General features: G+C 67.9%; 21 protein-coding genes. All 21 read right to left on the bottom strand.

Annotation, left to right across the window (positions count from 1 at the left end):
* On the bottom strand, positions 1-402 hold a 402-nt coding region (gene acpS / locus FFS10_RS20415), incomplete at its 3' end, for a holo-ACP synthase (protein ID WP_137896440.1).
* Entirely contained in the window at positions 399-1169 is a 771-nt protein-coding gene (locus FFS10_RS20410; RefSeq protein WP_137896439.1) for a pyridoxine 5'-phosphate synthase, read from the bottom strand. The genes acpS and FFS10_RS20410, both read right to left, overlap by 4 nt.
* Positions 1166-1909: a DNA repair protein RecO gene (recO, locus tag FFS10_RS20405; RefSeq protein WP_137896438.1), complete on the bottom strand. Its 744-nt coding sequence runs from the start codon at positions 1907-1909 to the stop codon at positions 1166-1168. Before recO ends, FFS10_RS20410 begins: the two co-directional genes overlap by 4 nt.
* Before the next feature lie 357 nt (positions 1910-2266).
* Entirely contained in the window at positions 2267-3286 is a 1020-nt protein-coding gene (gene era / locus FFS10_RS20400) for a GTPase Era (RefSeq protein WP_171016106.1), read from the bottom strand.
* Positions 3283-3966 (bottom strand): ribonuclease III, encoded by a 684-nt coding sequence (gene rnc, locus FFS10_RS20395; protein ID WP_137896437.1) that lies wholly within the window; start codon positions 3964-3966, stop codon positions 3283-3285. The genes era and rnc overlap by 4 nt, the downstream gene beginning before the upstream one ends.
* 2 nt (positions 3967-3968) lie before the next feature.
* Positions 3969-4322: a DUF4845 domain-containing protein gene (locus FFS10_RS20390; protein ID WP_137896436.1), complete on the bottom strand. Its 354-nt coding sequence runs from the start codon at positions 4320-4322 to the stop codon at positions 3969-3971.
* Positions 4323-4351: 29 nt separating this feature from the next.
* On the bottom strand, positions 4352-5317 hold the full coding sequence (lepB, locus tag FFS10_RS20385; RefSeq protein ID WP_137896435.1) for a signal peptidase I: 966 nt from the start codon (positions 5315-5317) through the stop codon (positions 4352-4354).
* A complete protein-coding gene (gene lepA, locus FFS10_RS20380; RefSeq protein WP_137896434.1) occupies positions 5317-7125 on the bottom strand; it encodes a translation elongation factor 4 in 1809 nt (602 codons plus the stop codon). The genes lepB and lepA overlap by 1 nt, the downstream gene beginning before the upstream one ends.
* Before the next feature lie 525 nt (positions 7126-7650).
* Complete coding sequence (locus FFS10_RS20375) at positions 7651-9141, bottom strand: DegQ family serine endoprotease (RefSeq protein ID WP_502702900.1); 1491 nt, start codon at positions 9139-9141, stop codon at positions 7651-7653.
* 61 nt (positions 9142-9202) lie between these two features.
* Complete coding sequence (locus FFS10_RS20370; protein WP_502702899.1) at positions 9203-10249, bottom strand: MucB/RseB C-terminal domain-containing protein; 1047 nt, start codon at positions 10247-10249, stop codon at positions 9203-9205.
* Positions 10246-10893, bottom strand: coding sequence for a sigma-E factor negative regulatory protein (locus FFS10_RS20365; RefSeq protein WP_349654593.1), 648 nt, complete (start codon positions 10891-10893; stop codon positions 10246-10248). Before FFS10_RS20365 ends, FFS10_RS20370 begins: the two co-directional genes overlap by 4 nt.
* 27 nt (positions 10894-10920) lie before the next feature.
* Positions 10921-11577 (bottom strand): RNA polymerase sigma factor RpoE, encoded by a 657-nt coding sequence (gene rpoE / locus FFS10_RS20360; RefSeq protein ID WP_137896432.1) that lies wholly within the window; start codon positions 11575-11577, stop codon positions 10921-10923.
* Positions 11574-12062, bottom strand: a complete 489-nt coding sequence (locus FFS10_RS20355) for a hypothetical protein (protein ID WP_137896431.1) — start codon at positions 12060-12062, stop codon at positions 11574-11576. Before FFS10_RS20355 ends, rpoE begins: the two co-directional genes overlap by 4 nt.
* Before the next feature lie 12 nt (positions 12063-12074).
* On the bottom strand, positions 12075-13319 hold the full coding sequence (fabF, locus tag FFS10_RS20350) for a beta-ketoacyl-ACP synthase II (RefSeq protein WP_137896430.1): 1245 nt from the start codon (positions 13317-13319) through the stop codon (positions 12075-12077).
* 183 nt (positions 13320-13502) lie between these two features.
* Entirely contained in the window at positions 13503-13739 is a 237-nt protein-coding gene (acpP, locus tag FFS10_RS20345) for an acyl carrier protein (protein ID WP_106703654.1), read from the bottom strand.
* 85 nt (positions 13740-13824) lie between these two features.
* Positions 13825-14574: a 3-oxoacyl-ACP reductase FabG gene (gene fabG / locus FFS10_RS20340; protein ID WP_137896429.1), complete on the bottom strand. Its 750-nt coding sequence runs from the start codon at positions 14572-14574 to the stop codon at positions 13825-13827.
* A gap of 172 nt (positions 14575-14746) precedes the next feature.
* Positions 14747-15697: an ACP S-malonyltransferase gene (gene fabD / locus FFS10_RS20335; protein WP_137896428.1), complete on the bottom strand. Its 951-nt coding sequence runs from the start codon at positions 15695-15697 to the stop codon at positions 14747-14749.
* 58 nt (positions 15698-15755) lie between these two features.
* Entirely contained in the window at positions 15756-16733 is a 978-nt protein-coding gene (locus tag FFS10_RS20330) for a beta-ketoacyl-ACP synthase III (RefSeq protein WP_137896427.1), read from the bottom strand.
* A gap of 14 nt (positions 16734-16747) precedes the next feature.
* A complete protein-coding gene (plsX, locus tag FFS10_RS20325; protein WP_137896426.1) occupies positions 16748-17797 on the bottom strand; it encodes a phosphate acyltransferase PlsX in 1050 nt (349 codons plus the stop codon).
* A 109-nt stretch (positions 17798-17906) separates the two neighbouring features.
* On the bottom strand, positions 17907-18089 hold the full coding sequence (gene rpmF, locus FFS10_RS20320) for a 50S ribosomal protein L32 (protein WP_011794326.1): 183 nt from the start codon (positions 18087-18089) through the stop codon (positions 17907-17909).
* 129 nt (positions 18090-18218) lie between these two features.
* Positions 18219-18767 (bottom strand): YceD family protein, encoded by a 549-nt coding sequence (locus FFS10_RS20315; protein WP_137896425.1) that lies wholly within the window; start codon positions 18765-18767, stop codon positions 18219-18221.
* Positions 18768-18823 lie beyond the last annotated feature (56 nt).

The following is an 18823-nucleotide window of genomic DNA, read 5'->3' as shown; positions in this document are numbered from 1 at the left end:
GGGTGGGACCTGGCGGGTTTCCACCACGCAGAAGCTGGCGGCGTAGTCGCTCTCGTCGGTCACGCTGATGTGCGCGCTCAGGCCGCGCGCCTCGAACCAGTCCTTGAGGCCGCCGTGCAGCACGATGACGGGCTGGCCGCTGGCCAGCTTGCCGACCTCGCACAGGCGCCAGCTCATGGGCATGCGCATGCCCAGACCGATGGCCTTGCTGAAGGCCTCCTTGGCCGAAAAGCGCGTCGCCAGGTAGCGCACGCCGCGCTCGGGCCAGCGCTCGCTGCGCGCGCGCCAGGTGGCGAGCTCGGCATCGCTGAGCACCTTGCGCGCAAAGCGCTCGCCGTGCCGGTCCAGGCTGGCGCGTATGCGCCGCACGTCGCAGATGTCGGTGCCTATGCCGTAGATCATCCGGCGAAGGCCTGGTGGATGCAGCGCAGGTAGGCCTGGACGGTGGCGGCGTAGCCCAGCTCCAGCGCGTCCGAGATTAGGGCATGGCCGATTGACACTTCGGCCACGCCGGGAACGGCACGCAGGAAGTCGGCCAGGTTGTCGCGGCTCAGGTCGTGGCCCGCGTTCACGCCCAGGCCGGCGTCGAGCGCGGCCTGGGCCGCCGCGGCGTAGCGCGCGAGCTGCGCACCCTGCCCGGCCTGGCCCCAGGCCGCGGCATAGGGCTCGGTGTAGAGCTCGACGCGGTCGGCGCCGGCGGCGCGGGCCTGGGCCATCTGCTCGGGCACCGGGTCCATGAACAGGCTCACGCGCACGCCCAGGGCGCGGCATTCGGCGATCAGTGGACGCAGGCGCTCGGCGTCGGCCGGGAAGCTCCAGCCATGGTCGCTGGTGAACTGGTCCTGGCTGTCGGGCACGAAGGTCGCCTGCTGCGGGCGCAGCTGGCGCACGAAGTCCATCAGGTTGTGGAAGGGGTTGCCCTCGATGTTGAACTCGCGGCCTGGCCAGCCCCGCATCAGCGCCGCCAGCTCGAACAGGTCCTGCGCGCGGATGTGGCGTTCATCGGGACGCGGATGCACGGTGATGCCCTGCGCGCCGGCCTCAAGGCACAGCTGGGCCGCGCGCGTGACGCTCGGTATGCCCAGGTGCCGCGTGTTGCGCACCAGCGCCACCTTGTTGACATTGACCGACAGCGCCGTGCGGCTGGTGGTGGGGGCGTAGGCATTCATAGGTTCTGCAAGTCCATCATCATCTGCCGCGTGCGCAGCGGGTTCATCCCGCAATGGTAGTGGAGCAGCTGGCGCAGCTGGGGCCGCAGCGCCCCCATCTGCCCCGCGCACACGCGCAGCGCGGCGGTGAACGGCGCAGCGTCGTCGAGCGCGGCCTGCAGGGCCTGCCATTGCGCGCCGCTCAGGGCCGCGCGCTCGTCCTCGTGCGCCTCGCGCAGCCCGCCCTCGGGCACCAGGCAGTACAGGCTCTCGGCCTGCAGCGGGCCCAGGGTCAGGCTCTGGGCGTCGAGCGCCGGCAGCAGGCCGATCTCGCGCAGCAGCAGCAGCTCGAACACGCGCAGCGCCGCGTGCAGCAGTTCGCCGCGCTGGCTGGCCAGCATCTGCACGGCCATCGCGTAGGCGTCGAACAGGCCCGGGTGCGGGTCGTCGCGCGCGAGCAGGCGCATCAGCAGCTCGTTGAGGTAGTAGCCGGACAGCAGGGCCTCGCCCGTCGGCATCACATGCCCCCCCACCCACTCCGCGCCCTTGAGCGTGCGGATCTCGGCGTCGCCGCCCCAGCCCAGGCGCAGCGGCTGCAGCGGCAGCAGCACCGGCCGGAAGTTCGAGCTCGGGCGCTTGGCCCCCTTGGCCACCAGGGCGATGCGGCCGTGGTGGCGCGTGAACACCTCCAGGATCAGGCTGGACTCGCTCCAGTCGTAGCGGTGCAGCACGTAGGCGGGTTCGTCGGCGATCCGCTTCATCGCGTCTTCTCTTTGCCGCGGCAGGCGGTGCCCGGTGGGGGCGATTTCTGTGGCGGCGAGAAGGCGAGCCCGGACACAAACAGTCCAGTGGACTGTTTGTGCCTGGCGAGCGAGTCGGGCCACTGGTTCGACGCGGCCTGCAAGGCCAGCGCCGGGGTCGGCGCGCGCAGCGCGCTTCGTAAACTAGCTCGCCGCAGTTGTTTGAGCGAAGTGAGCGCAGCGAACGCAGCGAGTTCTGCGGCGCGACCCCGGTGCGAGCATCGCAGCACAGTCGGCGAAGCCGACCGCCACAGTATGAGCCCCCGCCGGGCACCGCCTGACGCGGCGCGAGGTGCAGCCAAGCAGTTTCTCAAAAAATCACTCGTAGCCGAACGACCTGACCCGCGCCTCATCGTCCGCCCAGCCCGAGCGCACCTTGACCCAGAGCTCGAGGAACACCTTACAGTCCATGAGCTTCTCGAGCTCCTGGCGCGCCTCGGTGCCTATGCGCTTGAGGCGCTCGCCCTTCTCGCCGATCACCATGGCCTTGTGGCCGTCGCGCTCGACCACGATGGTGGCGGCGATGCGCACCAGGCGGCTCTTGTTGCGGCCCATTTCCTCGTCGAACTTGTCCACCACCACCGTGGAGGTGTAGGGCAGCTCGTCGCCGGTGAAGCGGAACAGTTTCTCGCGCACGATCTCGCTGGCCAGGAACTTTTCGCTGCGGTCGGTCAGCTCGTCCTCGCCGTACCACCAGGCCTGCTCGGGCAGGTATTTCTCGCAGATGCCCAGCAGGCGCTCGATGTCCTTGGGGTTCTTGGCCGACATGGGCACGAACTCGGCGAAGGGATGGCGCTCCTGCATGGACTTGAGCCAGGGCGCGATCTCGGCGCGGCGGTGCACGGTGTCGAGCTTGTTGGCGATCAGCAGCGCGGGCACGCCGGGCTTGAGCAGCGACAGCACCTTGGCGTCGGCCAGCGTGAAGCTGCCGGCCTCGACCACGAACAGCACCAGGTCCACGTCGCCCACCGCGCCCAGCACGGTCTTGTTGAGCGACTTGTTGAGCGCCGTGTGGTGACGGGTCTGGAAGCCCGGGGTGTCGACGAACACGAACTGCGTCGCGCCCTGCGTGCGGATGCCGGTGATGCGGTGGCGCGTGGTCTGGGCCTTGCGCGAGGTGATGCTGATCTTCTGGCCCACCAGCGCGTTGAGCAGGGTGGACTTGCCCACGTTGGGTTTGCCGACGATGGCGACCAGGCCGCAGCGCTGGCCGGGCACGGCCGCCTGCCCTGTACGGGTCGCCGTCTGGTTCAGCATGGCGGTGATGTCCGCCGGGTCCTGGGCCGGCGCCGGGGCGGGGGCAGGCTGGTCTGCGGGGTCTTGGGTGGCGTCCATCATGGGGTTTTGGCTTTCAGGGTCTGCAGCATGGCCGCGGCGGCGGCCTGTTCGCCGGCGCGGCGCGAGCCGCCCAGCCCGCGCTGGGACAGGCCCAGCTCGGCGATCTCGCAGACCACGTCGAAGGTCTGCTGGTGGGCCGCGCCCAGCGTGCTGACCACGCGGTACTGCGGCAGTTGCATCTTGCGCCCCTGCAGCCATTCCTGCAACTCGGTCTTGGCGTCCTTGGCGGCGGCCTGCATGCGCGGATTGATCTCCACGGCCTGGAACAGCCGGCGCACCAGGGCCTCGGCCACGGCGCAGCCGGCGTCCAGGTAGACCGCGCCTATCACCGCCTCCAGCGCGTCGGCCAGGATGGAGGGGCGCCGGGCGCCGCCCGAGCGCATCTCGCCCTCGCCCAGGCGCAGCACCTCGGACAGGCCCAGGCCCAGCGCCAGCCGGTGCAGGGTGTCCTGCTTGACCAGGTTGGCGCGCACGCGCGAGAGGTCGCCCTCGGGCAGTTCGCTCAGGCGCTCGTAGAGCAGATGGGCGACCGCCAGGTTCAGCACCGAGTCGCCTAGGAATTCGAGGCGCTCGTTGTGGTCCGCCGAGAAGCTTCGATGGGTGAGCGCGCGCAGCAGCAGCCGCGGGTCGGAGAAGGGATGCTGCAGACGCTTTTGCAGCGCGGACAGTGCGGGGTCCACGCTCACTTGGAGCGGCCGCTGTACTTGAGCAGCAGGTAGGCCGGGCCGCCGATGTGGATTTCCTTCTGGTAGGCGAAGCCCACCACCACCTTGTCGCCTTCCTTGCTCACTTCCAGGTCCTTGCCGGTGACGGAGCTGATGTCGTCGATCTGGGCCGCCTTGTCGAAGATGCCGCGCACCTCGGCCACGGTGCTGCCGCCGCTGGCCTTCTTGGCGGCCTTCTGGATCGCCCAGTACTCCACCACGGTAGGCACGGCCTGGGCCAGCATGGCGCCGGCGAACACCAGCAGGCCGCCGACCACCAGCAGGCCGATGAACGAAATGCCGCGCTGACCCGATTTCAAATGCTGCTTCATACGCTGTTTTCCTGCCCTTGAGACGCCCCTCAGTTGAAGGAGCCGATGCGCCCGAGGTGGCCGAAGTTCATCCAGATGAAGAAGGCCCTGCCGACGATGTTCTTGTCGGGCACGAAGCCCCAGTAGCGCGAGTCCAGCGAATTATCGCGGTTGTCGCCCATCATGAAATAGTGGCCCTCGGGCACCTTGCAGACCACGCCTTCCACACTGTAGCGGCAGTTCTTGCGGTTCGGAAAATCATCGGCGCCGGGGATGAAGGCCGGCCGATCGTCGTCGGTGATCGTGCGGTGCTGGTGGTTGCCCAGCGACTCCTCGAATTGCTTGAAGTAGCGCATGGCCGATTCGTCGAAGAACTCGGGCATGGCGCTGGTGGCGACCGGCTGGCCGTTGATGGTCAGCCGCTTGTTGAGGTAGGCCACCTCGTCGCCCGGCACGCCCACCACGCGCTTGATGTAGTCCAGGCTGGGCTTGGGCGGGTAGCGGAACACCATCACGTCGCCGCGCTGGGGCGGCTTGCCTTCGGTGAGCTTGGTGTTGATCACCGGCAGGCGCAGGCCATAGGTGAACTTGTTGACCAGGATCAGGTCGCCGATGAGCAGCGTGGGCACCATGGAGCCCGAGGGGATCTTGAACGGCTCGAACAGGAAGCTGCGCAGCAGGAATACCACGGCGATGACCGGGAACAGGCCAGCCGTCCAATCCAGCCACCAGGGCTGCATGATCAGGCGCTGCCGGGCCTCGGCCACGTCGCCGTCGACCTGGGTGATGCCCATCTTGCCGAGTTCGGCGCGGCGCTGCACCGCCTGAGCTTCGAGGGCCTCGGCGGCCCGGCGCCGGCGCGGCAGGAAGTGCAAGCGCTCGGCCAGCCAGTACAGGCCGCTGACCAAGGTCGCGAGAAACAGCAGCAGTGCGAAATTGCCTTCGAGCAGGCCGAAGTACCAGGCGCCGGCGTAGCCGACGAAGGCGGCGAGGATGATGGAAGTGAGGACGGCCATCAATCCTCCACCTGCAGGATGGCGAGGAAGGCTTCCTGAGGCACCTCGACCGAACCGATCTGCTTCATGCGTTTCTTGCCCGCCTTTTGTTTTTCGAGAAGTTTGCGCTTGCGCGTGATGTCGCCGCCGTAGCATTTTGCCAGCACGTTCTTGCGCAGCGCCTTGATGGTTTCGCGCGCGATGATGTTGGCGCCGATGGCGGCCTGGATCGCCACGTCGTACATCTGGCGGCTGATGATCTCGCGCATCTTGGCCACCACCGCGCGGCCCCGGTACTGCGACTGCGAACGGTGCACGATGATGGACAAGGCGTCGACCTTCTCGCCGTTGAGCAGGATGTCGACCTTGACCACGTCGGAGGCGCGCCACTCCTTGAACTCGTAGTCCATGGAGGCGTAACCACGGCTGACCGACTTGAGCTTGTCGAAGAAGTCCAGCACGATCTCGCCCAGCGGCATCTCGTAGGTCAGCATCACCTGGCGGCCGTGGTAGGCCATGTTCATCTGCACGCCGCGCTTCTGGTTGGCCAGCGTCATCACCGGCCCCACGTATTCCTGCGGCATGTACAGGTGCACCGTGACGATGGGCTCGCGGACCTCCTGGAGGCGGCCCTGGTCGGGCATCTTGGACGGGTTCTCCACCATGACGACCTCGCCGTCGCCCTTGACCACCTGGTAGACCACGCTGGGCGCGGTGGTGATCAGGTCTTGGTCGAACTCGCGCTCCAGGCGCTCCTGCACGATCTCCATGTGCAGCAGGCCCAGGAAGCCGCAGCGGAAGCCGAAGCCCAGCGCCTGCGAGACCTCGGGCTCGTAGTGCAGCGAGGCGTCGTTGAGCTTGAGCTTCTCCAGGCTATCGCGCAGCGAGTCGTACTCGCTGGCCTCGGTCGGGTACAGGCCGGCGAACACCTGGGGCTGGATCTCCTTGAAGCCGGGCAGCGGCTCGCTGGCCGGGCCGGCGTTGTTCGGCAGCTTCTTCTCCAGCGTGATGGTGTCGCCGACCTTGGCGGCCTGCAGTTCCTTGATGCCGGCGATGATGTAGCCCACCTCGCCCGCCTCCAGCGAGTCGCGCGGCTGGTTGGCCGGCGTGAACACGCCCAGGCTGCCGGCCTCGTAGCTCGCGCCGCTGGCCATCATCTTGATGCGCTCGCCCTTGCCCAGGCGACCGTCGACCACGCGCACCAGCATCACCACGCCCACGTAGCTGTCGAACCAGCTGTCGATGATCATGGCGCGCAGCGGGCCTTGCGGCTTGCCCTTGGGCGCCGGCACCTTGGCGACGATGGCCTCGAGGATCTCGTCTATGCCCAGGCCGGTCTTGGCCGAGCAGGGAATCGCGTCTCCCGCGTCTATGCCGATCACGTCCTCGATCTCGGCCTTGGCGTTGTCGGGGTCGGCCTGCGGCAGGTCCATCTTGTTGAGCACGGGCAGCACCTCGACACCGAGGTCCAGCGCGGTGTAGCAGTTGGCCACGGTCTGCGCTTCCACGCCCTGCGAAGCATCGACCACGAGCAGCGCGCCCTCGCAGGCCGACAGCGAACGCGAGACCTCGTATGAAAAGTCCACGTGCCCCGGCGTGTCGATCAGATTGAGGTTGTAGACCTGGCCATCGCGCGCCTTGTACTGCAACGCAGCGGTCTGTGCCTTGATGGTTATCCCACGCTCTTTCTCGATGTCCATCGAGTCAAGCACCTGGGCCTCCATCTCGCGCTCTTCCAGCCCTCCGCAGCGCTGGATCAAGCGGTCAGCCAGCGTCGACTTGCCGTGGTCAATGTGGGCAATGATCGAAAAGTTTCTGATGTGATTCATCAACGAGGCGCTTCAAGTGATTGAATTAAAAGGACGCATGACAAGAAAAAAGGGCGCGTCGAGTGATGACGCGCCCTAAACCAACAATCAATGGCAACTGCGATAGTTGGGACTTCATTGTAGGCAAAAAGCCCCGAACGTACAGCCCAAGAACCGGCACCAGGGAGTCGTTGCAGCGCTGCAACAGGAATTTTATACACAACTTATCAACAAGACTGGGCGCAACGATTCTGGACAACTTGTGGGCGATCTGTGGATGGTCGGTGGACTGTCACAACTCATCCCGCATCGTGGACTCGGGCAATTTCAATATGCCATTAATCGCCTTCAGACAGCCTCGATTCTATCCAATCTTGTTATTAGCCCCGAAATTAAGTTAGTGATCACAAACAAATACCCGACTCCGCAGGGTCCGAAAAAAAATTCCGGACGGCGCCACGGCTCGGCCCGGGCGTCGCAAAAAAGCCCCAAACCCGAGTCCGGGATGGGGCTTCTTGACTTCCCGGCAGGTGCCGGCAACGGCCCTCAGCGCGACGGCCGGATCAGCACATACTGGGCCCATTCGTCGCGGCGGAACAGCACGTTCACGGGCTTGCTCTTGTCGGCCCGCCCCACGACCGCCTCGAATTCGCGCACGCTGGCCACCTCGGTGTTGGCGATCGCCAGGATCACGTCGCCCTCGCGCAGGCCGGCACGGGCCGCGGCGTCGGTCGCCGCATCGACCCGCACGCCGCCCTTGAGCTTGAGCTCCTTCTTCTGCGCCTCGCTGAGCTCGCTCACCGCCAGCCCCAGCCACTGCCCGGCCGGCGAGGCCGCCTTGGGCTTCTCCTCGCGGTCGGCGGCCTTGCGCGCGGGCTTGTCGGGCTCCAGCTCGCCGATGGTGATCGCGACCTGGCGGGTCGCGCCGCGGCGGAACACGCTCAGCGTGCTGCGCGTGCCGGGCCGGGTGGCGCCCACCAGGCGCGGCAGGTCCGAAGCCTTGTCTATGGTCTTGCCGTCGAAGCGAAGGATGATGTCGCCCGCCTCCAGACCGGCCTTGTCGGCCGGCGAGCCGCTTTCGACGCTGCGCACCAGCGCGCCCCGGACAAGCCCCAAACCGATCGACTCGGCCACGTCCTTGGTCACCTGGTCGATCTGCACGCCGATGCGCCCGCGCGTGACGCGCCCCTGGGCGCGCAGCTGGTCGCTCACGCGCATGGCCTCGTCGATAGGGATCGCGAACGAAATGCCCATGAAGCCGCCCGAGCGCGAATAGATCTGGCTGTTGATGCCGACCACCTCGCCGCGCAGGTTGATCAGCGGCCCGCCCGAGTTGCCGGGGTTGATCGCCACGTCGGTCTGGATGAAGGGCAGGTAGTCCCCGGTATCGCGCTGCTTGGCGCTCACGATGCCGGCGGTCACGCTGTTCTCCAGGCCGAATGGCGAGCCGATCGCCATCACCCACTCGCCCACCTTGAGGCGGCCCACGTCGCCCACCTTGACGGCGGGCAGGCCCGTGGCCTCGATCTTGACCACGGCCACGTCGGTGCGCTTGTCGGTGCCGATGATGCGGGCCTTGAACTCGCGCTTGTCGGTCAGCGTAACCAGCACCTCGTCGGCGCCGTCGACCACATGGGCGTTGGTCATGACGTAGCCGTCGGCCGTGAGCACGAAGCCCGAGCCCAGACCGCGCTGCTGTGGCTCGTCCTCCTGCGGCCGGTTGGGACGCGGCCCCTGGCGCGGCACATTGGGCAGCGGCACGCCGAAGAAGCGGCGGAAGAACTCCTGCATCTCCTCGTCCATGCCATTGGCCGCCGGGCCGCCCTGGCGCACCCGCTCCAGCGTGCGGATGTTCACCACCGAGGGGCCGACCTGCTCCACCAGGTCGGTGAAATCGGGCAGGGCACGCGCCGCCGCAGATGGTGGCGCGGGCTGGGCCGACACCGGCGTCGTGTTCAGCAACACCGAGAGGCTGCCGGCGCCCAGCGCCGCCGCCAGAGCCAGCGCACGCCAATTCTTCCAATCGACTCGCAACATCATCGTCCTTTCATCCAGACATGAAGACACAACCGGGCTTGCGGCTGTCGAAGATGGGGATTCATTTCCTGCGCTCAAGGCCTTGCGCGAAGGCCTTGAGCGTGGCCGCCGGCACCTCGCCGACGGCGGTGAGCCACCAGTCGCCGCCCTTGTCGCTCATGCGGCGCGTGAGCGTGTGCGTGGCGCCCATGGCCAGCGCCGCCTCCTGGCCGTGGCGCTGGCGGTCGTAGGGCTCGACGAACAGGGACACCGAGGCCAGGCCGTCGGAGAACACCCATTGCAGCACCGACTCGGTCACGCCGGCCGTCGCGCGCCGCCAGCAGCTCATGGACTTGAAGCCCGGCACCGGCGCCTTGAGCGCCCAGCCCTCGGCCGCGGGCGTGGTCCTGACCTGCTCGGCCTTCTCGACGCGGTAGCCCTCGGTGTTGCCCATCATCTGGGCCAGCTTGTCCATGCGCACCGGCGCCTCGAACTGCAGCTCGGAGAAGGCCGCCTGCTCGAGCACGCGGCCTTCGGTGTCCAGGGTCTGCAGCTTCACCACCAGGCCGGTCTTCTTCTCGCTCCAGATGCGGTAGCCAAAGCGCAGGGGGTCCTTGGGCTGCAGCAGCACGATGTCGGTGTCGAAGCCGGCCACGCGGTCGCTGCCCTGCTGGCGCACACCGTAGAACTCGGCGATCGCCGGGTCGACCGAATCGAGCAGGTTGGGGAACAGCGCCGACGATTCCTGCTTCTCGATGCGCGCCACCTTGGCCTCGGGCAGGAAGGTGACGACCTGGTCGTTGCGGCGTATCGTGGTGCGCGGCGGGCCGCTCAGCGCCTCCACGCGCTCCATCTGCTGCTCGCCGTCGCAAACATGCCAGATGCGCGCACTGGACATGGCGCCCGAGGCCGAGGACACGACAAAGGTGCCCGTGTAGCTGCGCCGGCGCGAGGCGTCGTGCAGGCGCACCAGCCAGTCGGCCACGCTGCGCTCGGCCGCCCGGGCGGTCACAGCGCCCGAAGGCGATGGCGCCTGGGCCGAAGCCGGCGCACCCGCGAGCGCCGTCCAGGCGAACAGCGCCAGGGCCGGCAGGGCGCCCAGGGCGCGGCGATCAAACCAGGGATTCAACGCTCCGCCCCTTCGAAAGTGGCGTTGCGCAGGAAGCCCGAGGAATTCTGCAAGGCCGAGGCCCCGCCGAGCTGGCGATGGGCGGCCAGCAGCTCGTCCAGGCGGGGATCGCGGATCATGCGCGCAGGCTGGGCGCCGGGCAGGGCCACCAGGGTCGCCCCAGGCGCCGGCACGAGCTGCGCCAGCTGGCCGCCCTGCGGCCCCTGGCCCAGGCCGCCGAGCAGGCTCCAGCTCAGCGTGCCCAGGGCCGCCAGTGAGGCGACACCCGCCGCCAGCTTCCAGCGCAGCAGCGAGGCATTGGCCGCCGGCCGGCCGGCGCGCCAGGAGCGCTGTTCATCCGCGGCTTCGGCAGAGTGGGCGAACAGCGGCCCTGGTTGCGGCCCGTGCGGGGCGGTGGGACGCGGCAGCGCCTCGGCCTGCAGGCGCTGGCTGAGGCGGCTCGCGAAGCCACGGTCGTGGCCGCAGGCGGCCAGCTCGCTGGAGCGCAGCACGTCACCCACCAGGTGGTAGAGGTGCCAGCTCTCGCGCGCGTCGGCATCCAGCGTCGCCGCCTCGACGGCATCCGCAAACTCACCGCCGTTCAACTGCCCGTCGGCCAGGGCCGACATCTGCTCACGCCGCATCAGGACTTCATTCATGTTCATCTGGCTCACCTTGCTCGCCGAAACCGCCTACCAGCGCTTGCCCGACTGATGGTTCAGCAGGGGCTTGACCCTGGCCGAAATCGCCTCGCGGGCGCGAAAGATGCGCGAGCGCACCGTACCTATGGGGCAGTTCATGGCCTCCGCAATCTCTTCGTAGCTCAAACCTTCGATCTCGCGCAATGTCACGGCCTGCCGCAAATCCTCGGGCAGGGCCTCCATGGCCGAACTCACCGCGGCGGCGATTTCCCGGGCGGCCAGTTCGGATTCAGGGGTTTCTGCGGTGGTTAGTTCGTTCTCATGGCGGGAAGTTTCATCGTCGTCGTCGGCCGCCAGCAGCGCGCTCTCGGTCAGCACCGGGTTGCGCTTGAGATCGACCAGGGCCTTCTTGGCCGTGTTGACGGCGATGCGGTACAGCCAGGTGTAGAACTGGGCCTCGCCGCGGAACTGGTGCAGGGCCCGGTAGGCGCGGATGAAGGTCTCCTGGGCAATGTCCTCGACCAGGTCGACGTCGCGCACCATGCGGCCGATCAGACGCTCGATGCGGCGCTGGTACTTGATCACCAGCAGCTCGAAGGCGCGCTGGTCGCCCGCCACCGTGCGCTCGACCAGGCGCAGGTCGCTGTCCGTGGCGTTGGCGTCGGGGCCGGGTGGCTCTGGGGGCGGGGAGGAAGGCGGCAAGGTCATGGGGGCACGGCGCCGGCATCGGGGCCGGTCCGTGGATCGGTCATGGCGCGCGAATATACCGCACAGCGCAGCGCGTGCCAGCGCGCCGGATCGGCCTTGGCCTCGGCCCAGAGCCAAAGCTGCGCGGGCCTGCCGTCCTCCGGGCGGCCGTGCAGGCACAGCAGCAGGTGGCGCTGCAGGTCCAGTTGCACGCTCAGGCGACCGGCGAGCTCAGGCGCAGCCATATCCGGCGCGCCGGCGCGCAGCCGCCAGGAATGGCCGTCCCAGCACAGGGCCAGTGCTGCCAGCGAACGCCAGAATCGCCAGGCCAGGCCAGCGGCCAGCAGCAGGGCAGCCAGCACCAGGGCCAGCCGCCAGCCCTGGCCGCCCGGCGCGCGCCACCAGAGCCCGGCCACGCCCGCGCCCGCCAGCCAGAGCGAGAGCAGCAGCAGGGCCAGAAAGCGCGAACGCCCCACCGGGTAGGTCACCGATGGGGCGCTGTGCATGGGCAGGGACGCTCAGACGCGCTTGAACACCAGGGTGCCGTTCGTGCCGCCGAAGCCGAAGTTGTTCTTCACCGCCACATCGATCTTCATGTCCCGCGCGGTGTTGGCGCAGTAGTCCAGGTCGCATTCCGGATCCTGGTTGAAGATGTTGATGGTCGGCGGGCTCTTCTGCTGGTGCAGCGCCAGCACCGTGAACACGCTCTCGATGCCGCCCGCGCCGCCCAGCAGGTGGCCGGTCATGGACTTGGTCGAGTTCACCACGATTTTCTTGGCGTGGTCGCCCAGGGCGGCCTTGATCGCGTTCGACTCGTTGATGTCGCCCAGCGGGGTCGAGGTGCCGTGCGCGTTCAGGTAGTCGACCTGGTCGGCATTGACGCCGGCATTGCGCAAGGCGTTGACCATGGCGCGGCGCGGACCGTCCATGTTGGGCGCGGTCATATGGCCGGCGTCGGCGCTCATGCCGAAGCCCGCCAGCTCGGCGTAGATCTTCGCGCCGCGCGCCTTGGCGTGTTCGTACTCCTCGAGCACCAGCACGCCGGCACCCTCGCCCAGCACGAAGCCGTCGCGGTCCTTGTCCCAGGGGCGCGAGGCCGTGCGCGGGTCGTCGTTGCGCGTGGACAGGGCGCGCATCGCGGCGAAGCCGCCCACGCCCAGGGGCGATACCGTGGCCTCGGAACCGCCGGCGACCACCACGTCGGCGTCTCCGTATTCGATCATGCGGCCGGCATCGCCGATGCAGTGCAGGCCCGTGGTGCAGGCCGTGACGATGGCGATGTTCGGCCCCTTGAAGCCGAACTTCATCGACACATGGCCGGAAATCATGTTGATGATGGACGCCGGCACGAAGAACGGCGAGATCCTGCGCGGACCGCGGTTCGTCAGCTCGGCATGGGTCTCCTCGATCATCGGCAGACCGCCGATGCCCGAGCCGATCACGCAGCCTATGCGCGTGGCCTGCTCTTCACCCAGGGCCTCTCCGGTGGGCAGGCCGGCGTCGGCCACGGCCTGGGCCGCAGCGGCGATGCCGTAGTGGATGAAGGTGTCCATGGTCCGCGCCTCTTTGGCGGAGATGTAGGACTCCAGGTCGAAACCCTTGACCTCGCCGGCGATCTTGCAGGCGAAGTTCGTGGCATCGAACTTGGTGATCAGGTCGATGCCGGAATTTCCAGCCAACAGGTTGGCCCATGCATCGGCCACCGTGTTGCCCACGGGGCTGATGCATCCCAAACCCGTTACAACAACGCGGCGCCGGGTCATACCACCGCCCCCACGCTTGCCACTTTGTGAGCTGCGCTGGGCTCGCGCAACGTCCGTGCGCGCAGCTGTACAGTGAAGCGAGCCCATGCCGGGCCTACGCTATGCACGTTCCGAGGCATGACGCTTCGGCCCGGCCCCGAGGGGGCCTTCGCGCCTTGGAGCGGTCCAGCGGCACTCACGGAATCAGGCCTTCTTGCTGTTGGCGTAATCGATGGCGGCCTGCACCGTGGTGATCTTCTCCGCGTCCTCGTCGGGGATCTCGATGCCGAACTCGTCTTCCAGCGCCATCACCAGCTCCACCGTGTCCAGCGAGTCGGCACCGAGATCGGCCACGAAGGCTTTTTCATTGGTGACTTGAGACTCTTCCACGCCGAGTTGCTCGGCGATGATTTTTTTGACACGTGCTTCGATATCGCTCATGGTTCCCTCTGAGGGTTGTGAAAAAAGTGGATTTTACCCGCCGCCCGGAACCTCCCCGTCGCGGCCGGCTCGCAGCCTGTCGGCCTCAGGCCATGAACATGCCGCCGTTGACGTGCAATTCCTGGCCCGTCACATAGGCGGCCTGAGGACTCGCGAGGTAGGCCACGGCATGCGCGATGTCGGCCGGCTTGCCCAGGTGGCCCAGCGGGATCTGGCCCAGCAGCGCCTTTTGCTGCTCCTCGGGCAGGCTGGCCGTCATGTCGGTCTCGATGAAGCCCGGCGCCACGCAGTTCACCGTGATGTTGCGGCTGCCGAGCTCGCGCGCCAGCGCGCGCGTCATGCCGGCCACCCCGGCCTTGGCGGCCGCATAGTTGGCCTGGCCGGGGTTGCCCGAGGCGCCCACCACGCTGGTGATGCTGACGATGCGGCCGTAGCGCTGCTTCATCATGGGCCGGATCACGGCGCGGCTCATGCGGAACACGGCCTTGAGGTTGGTGTCCAGCACCGCGTCCCAGTCCTCGTCCTTCAGGCGCATGGCCAGCATGTCGCGCGTGATGCCGGCGTTGTTGACCAGCACCTGCAGGCCGCCATGCTCCTTGACGATGGCATCGATCAGCGCCTCGGCAGCCGCCGCGTCGTTGACGTCCAGCTTGGCGCCTCGGCTGCCCGGGAACGCCGCCAAAGCGGCGCTGATCTTCTCTGCGCCGTCGTCGGAGGTGGCCGTGCCGACCACCTTCAGCCCCTGGCGCGCCAGTTCCTGCGCGATCGCCGCACCGATGCCGCGCGAGGCACCGGTGACCAGGGCCACCTGGCCTTCGAATTTGATCTCGCTCATATACCCCCCACGTTTGCCACTTCGTGTGCTGCACTGGGCTCGCGCAGCGTCCGTGCGCGCAGTTGTACAGCGCAGCGAGCCCATGCCGGGCCTGCGCTATGCACGTGCCGAGGCATCACGCTTCGGCCCGGCCCCGAGGGGGCCTTCGCGCCTTGGGACGGCCCGGCGGCGCTCATTGCACAAGTCCCTTCACTTCGGCCAGCGTGGCCGGGTCGAACAGCGCCACGCCGGTCAGTTCGGCGTCGATGCGCCGGGCCATGCCGGCCAGCACCTTGCCCGGGCCGCACTCGACCACGGTCTTCATGCCGCGCGACTTGATCGCCTGCACACATTCGACCCAGCGCACCGGGCCGAAGGCCTGGCGGTAGAGCGCGTCGCGGATGCGCTCGGCCTCGCTCTCCACCGCCACGTCGATGTTGTTGAGCACCGGGATCTGTGGCGCGGACAGCGCGGTGTCCGCCAGCTTCTCGCGCAGCTTCTCGGCCGCGGGCTTCATCAGGCTGGAATGGAAAGGCGCCGACACCGGCAGCGGCAGGGCGCGCTTAGCGCCGCCCGCCTTGAGCAGCTCGCAGGCCTTCTCCACCGCCGCCTTGCTGCCGGCGATCACGGTCTGCGCCGGATCGTTGAAGTTGACCGCCTCGACCACCTCGGCGCTGTCCGCACCGAAGCTGGCCTGGGCCTCGGCGCAGCCGGCGATCACCTTCGCGGCCTCCATGCCGAGGATGGCCGCCATGGCGCCCTGCCCCACCGGCACGGCCTCCTGCATCGCCGCGGCACGAAAGCGCACCAGCGGCGCGGCCTGCGCCAGCATCAGCACGCCCGAAGCCACCAGGGCCGAGTACTCGCCCAGGGAATGGCCGGCCACCACGGCCGGCTGGGCGCCGCCCTCGGCGCGCCAGGCGCGATAGGCGGCGACGCCCGCCACCAGCATCACGGGCTGGGTGTTGGTGGTCAGCGCCAGGGCCTCCTTGGGGCCCTCGTGGATCAGGCGGGCGACGTCCTCGCCTAGCGCGTCGGAGGCCTCCCGCAGGGTGTCACGCACGGCGGGGTGGTCGCCCCAGGCGTCGAGCATGCCGACCGCCTGCGAGCCCTGGCCCGGAAAGACAAAAGCAAACGAAGTCATGTGGTTGACCGTATCGATGGTAAGAACAATGCGCCCGGCGCGCCGCGGCCGCTATGGCCTAGAACCTGAGGAGCACGGCGCCCCAGGTGAAGCCGCCGCCCACGCCCTCGAGCATCAGGGTCTGGCCCTGCTTGACTTGGCCGGCGCGCACCGCGGCGTCCAGCGCCAGCGGGATCGAGGCAGCCGAGGTGTTGCCGTGCTGGTCGACCGTAACCACTACCTTGTCCATCGGCAGCTTGAGCTTGCGCGCCGTGCTCTGCATGATGCGGATGTTGGCCTGGTGCGGGATCAGCCAGTCGATGTCGGCCTCGCTGAGTTCCGCCTTGGCCAGCGTGGCGCGCGCGGCTTCCTCGAGCACGCCCACGGCCAGCTTGAACACGGCCTGGCCGTCCATCTTGAGCACCGGGTCGCCCAGCACGTTGCCGCCCGAGACATGGCCGGGCACGCAGAGGATGCCCACATGCTTGCCGTCGGCATGGATGTCGGTCGCCAGGATGCCGGGCCGGTCCGAAGCCTCGAGCACCACGGCGCCGGCGCCGTCGCCGAACAGCACGCAGGTCGTGCGGTCCTTGAAATCGAGGATGCGGCTGAACACCTCGGCGCCGACCACCAGGGCGCGCGTGGCCGTGCCGGTCTGGATCATCGCGTCGGCCACGGTGAGCGCGTAGATGAAGCCGCTGCAGACCGCCTGCACGTCGAAGGCCGGGCAGCCCGCCGCGCCCAGCTTGTGCTGCAGGATGGCAGCCGTGGAGGGAAACACCATGTCCGGCGTGGACGTGGCGACGATGATCAGGTCGATGTCCTGGGCGGCTACGCCTGCGGCAGCCAACGCGTTCTTCGCAGCCTCCAGGCCCAGGTCGCTGCTGGCCATCTCGGGCGCGGCGAAGTGGCGCGCGCGTATGCCCGTGCGTTCGACGATCCACTCGTCCGAAGTCTCCACGCCCTGGGCAGCCAGTTCGGCCACCAGGTCGGCATTGGTCAACCGGCGCGGCGGCAGGTAGCTGCCGGTGCCGGTAATGCGGGAATAACGTCTCATGAAGGCCTGTTCACTTAATCCAGGCTTGCCGCCGCAGGCAGATCGGGCTGGGCGGCGGCCGCGAGCAGCGGCGCGGCATGCGCGATACGGGCCTGGACGCGGGCCAGCAAGTTGTTTCGGGCCGCATCATACGCCCGCTTGAGCGCGTACTCAAAAGCCAGGGCGTCGGCCGAGCCATGACTCTTGAACACCAGGCCGCGCAGGCCGAGCAGCGCCGCACCGTTGTAGCGACGATGATCCATGCGCTTTTTAAGCGCAGATAGGACCGGATAGGCCATCAATCCAGCCATTTTAGTGAAAATATTGCGCGAGAACTCGGTCTTGAGGAACTCGCCTATCATCGCGGCCAAGCCCTCGCTGGTCTTCAGCGCCACGTTGCCGACGAAGCCGTCACAGACCACGATGTCGGTCGTGCCCTTGAAGATGTCGTTGCCCTCGACATTCCCGAAGAAATTGAGATCACCGGAATTCCCTGCAGAACGCAACAGTTCGCCGGCCTTCTTGATAACCTCATTGCCCTTGATGACCTCTTCGCCGATATTCAGCAGGCCGACCGTGGGATCGTCGTCGCCCTTGAGCACCGAGACCAGGGCCGAGCCCATCACGGCGAACTGCAGCAGGTGCTCGGCCGTGCAGTCCACATTGGCCCCCAGGTCGAGCACCGTGGTCGCGCCGCCGCGGGCGTTGGGCATCTGGGTGGCGATGGCCGGGCGGTCTATGCCCTCCACGGTCTTGAGCAGGTAGCGCGCGATCGCCATCAGGGCGCCGGTATTGCCGGCCGAGACGGCCGCCGCGGCGGCGCCGTCCTTGACCTGCTGTATCGCCACGCGCATGGACGAGTCCTTCTTGCGGCGCAGCGCCACCTCGACCGGATCGTCCATGCTCACCAGTTCGCTGGCGGCCACGACGCGGGCGCGCGCATGCACCAGACCGCCCAGGGCCTCGGGCCGACCGACCAGCAGCAGTTCCACGTCGGCGTGGCGCTCGAGAAAGCGCCGGCAGGCATCGAGCGTGACGCGGGGGCCATGGTCGCCACCCATGCAGTCGACAGACAGGGTGATCATGGCGACTCCAGGCGGCGCAAGGCCGCGGGACTAAAGGACGGGCGCATCAAAGACAAGGGCCCGCGGCTACTTGGAAAGTAGCACCCCGGGCCCCGTGCTGACAGCGAGATCAGGCTTCGGACTTGTTCTTCAGAACCTGACGGCCACGGTAGAAGCCGTTGGGGCTGATGTGGTGACGCAGGTGCGTCTCGCCCGTGGTGGGCTCCACGGCGATGCCCGGCACCGTCAGGGCGTTGTGCGAACGGTGCATGCCGCGCTTGGAGGGAGACTTTTTGTTCTGCTGGACGGCCATGATGGCTCCTTGAAAGCAAATGACGCCGCGCGAAGTGAAGGCAGCGCAGCCTCTGGTTAAAACGTAATGTGAGTGGGCACGCGCGGCTCAATCCGCGCGAAGCCTGCCATTATAGCCCAACGCCTTGATTCAGTTCGATTTGTCGCCGCGCAGACGGGCCAGCGCCGCAAACGGATGGGCCTTGGCCTCGGATTCGGCCTCGAAGTCGGCATCCGCCACGGCCAGCCTGGGCTCGCTGGGGCAGCTTTCATGGCGCGGCACCAGGGGCAGGGCCATCAGCAGCTCGTCCTCGATCAGGGCGGGCAGGTCGAAGGCGCGATCCAGCACCAGCACGTCCTCCTCGCTCTCGTCATCGAGCGCGGCGGCCGTGGCCTCGTCGGCGACGAAGCGGAACGGGCGCTCCACCTCGACCGCGATCATCACGGCCCCCAGACAGCGCTGACAGATCAGCGGCAGGCTGACCTGGGCCCGCAGGTGCAGCCAGAGCTGATCGGTGGCGCCGGCCTGCGCGCGGGCCTCGCCACGAGCCGACCAGTTGACGCTCAGGCCGGCGGGCTCGCCTTTCGATTCGGCCACCAGGCGCGGATAGTCCTGCAGCGGATCCTGCCCCGACAGGCTGGCGCCGTCCTGGGCGAAGGCCTTGACGTCCAGATGCGCGGCCACAAACTCTTTCTTCATGGCGGCAGTGTAAGAGAATCGCCGCATGACCGACACCGCCCCCTGCCTCCCTCCCC

It is taken from the genome of Ramlibacter sp. 2FC (assembly GCF_005503345.1).
Classification (GTDB): domain Bacteria; phylum Pseudomonadota; class Gammaproteobacteria; order Burkholderiales; family Burkholderiaceae_C; genus SCMQ01.
The sequence above is the reverse complement of the archived record's forward strand: the minus strand, read 5'-3'. Positions and strand labels throughout refer to the sequence as shown.

Bases quoted from the DNA above. Each gene is read 5' to 3' on its own strand.
- plsX (WP_137896426.1), bottom strand. From the start codon at position 17,797: ATGATCACCCTGTCTGTCGACTGCATGGGTGGCGACCATGGCCCCCGC.
- rpoE (WP_137896432.1), bottom strand. From the start codon at position 11,577: ATGACCTTGCCGCCTTCCTCCCCGCCCCCAGAGCCACCCGGCCCCGAC.
- FFS10_RS20315 (WP_137896425.1), bottom strand. From the start codon at position 18,767: ATGAAGAAAGAGTTTGTGGCCGCGCATCTGGACGTCAAGGCCTTCGCC.
- rpmF (WP_011794326.1), bottom strand. From the start codon at position 18,089: ATGGCCGTCCAGCAGAACAAAAAGTCTCCCTCCAAGCGCGGCATGCAC.
- era (WP_171016106.1), bottom strand. From the start codon at position 3,286: ATGATGGACGCCACCCAAGACCCCGCAGACCAGCCTGCCCCCGCCCCG.
- FFS10_RS20410 (WP_137896439.1), bottom strand. From the start codon at position 1,169: ATGAATGCCTACGCCCCCACCACCAGCCGCACGGCGCTGTCGGTCAAT.
- lepA (WP_137896434.1), bottom strand. From the start codon at position 7,125: ATGAATCACATCAGAAACTTTTCGATCATTGCCCACATTGACCACGGC.
- FFS10_RS20375 (WP_502702900.1), bottom strand. From the start codon at position 9,141: ATGTTGCGAGTCGATTGGAAGAATTGGCGTGCGCTGGCTCTGGCGGCG.
- fabG (WP_137896429.1), bottom strand. From the start codon at position 14,574: ATGAGCGAGATCAAATTCGAAGGCCAGGTGGCCCTGGTCACCGGTGCC.
- FFS10_RS20365 (WP_349654593.1), bottom strand. From the start codon at position 10,893: ATGAACATGAATGAAGTCCTGATGCGGCGTGAGCAGATGTCGGCCCTG.
- fabD (WP_137896428.1), bottom strand. From the start codon at position 15,697: ATGACTTCGTTTGCTTTTGTCTTTCCGGGCCAGGGCTCGCAGGCGGTC.
- FFS10_RS20330 (WP_137896427.1), bottom strand. From the start codon at position 16,733: ATGAGACGTTATTCCCGCATTACCGGCACCGGCAGCTACCTGCCGCCG.
- recO (WP_137896438.1), bottom strand. From the start codon at position 1,909: ATGAAGCGGATCGCCGACGAACCCGCCTACGTGCTGCACCGCTACGAC.
- acpP (WP_106703654.1), bottom strand. From the start codon at position 13,739: ATGAGCGATATCGAAGCACGTGTCAAAAAAATCATCGCCGAGCAACTC.
- FFS10_RS20390 (WP_137896436.1), bottom strand. From the start codon at position 4,322: ATGAAGCAGCATTTGAAATCGGGTCAGCGCGGCATTTCGTTCATCGGC.
- FFS10_RS20355 (WP_137896431.1), bottom strand. From the start codon at position 12,062: ATGCACAGCGCCCCATCGGTGACCTACCCGGTGGGGCGTTCGCGCTTT.
- lepB (WP_137896435.1), bottom strand. From the start codon at position 5,317: ATGGCCGTCCTCACTTCCATCATCCTCGCCGCCTTCGTCGGCTACGCC.
- fabF (WP_137896430.1), bottom strand. From the start codon at position 13,319: ATGACCCGGCGCCGCGTTGTTGTAACGGGTTTGGGATGCATCAGCCCC.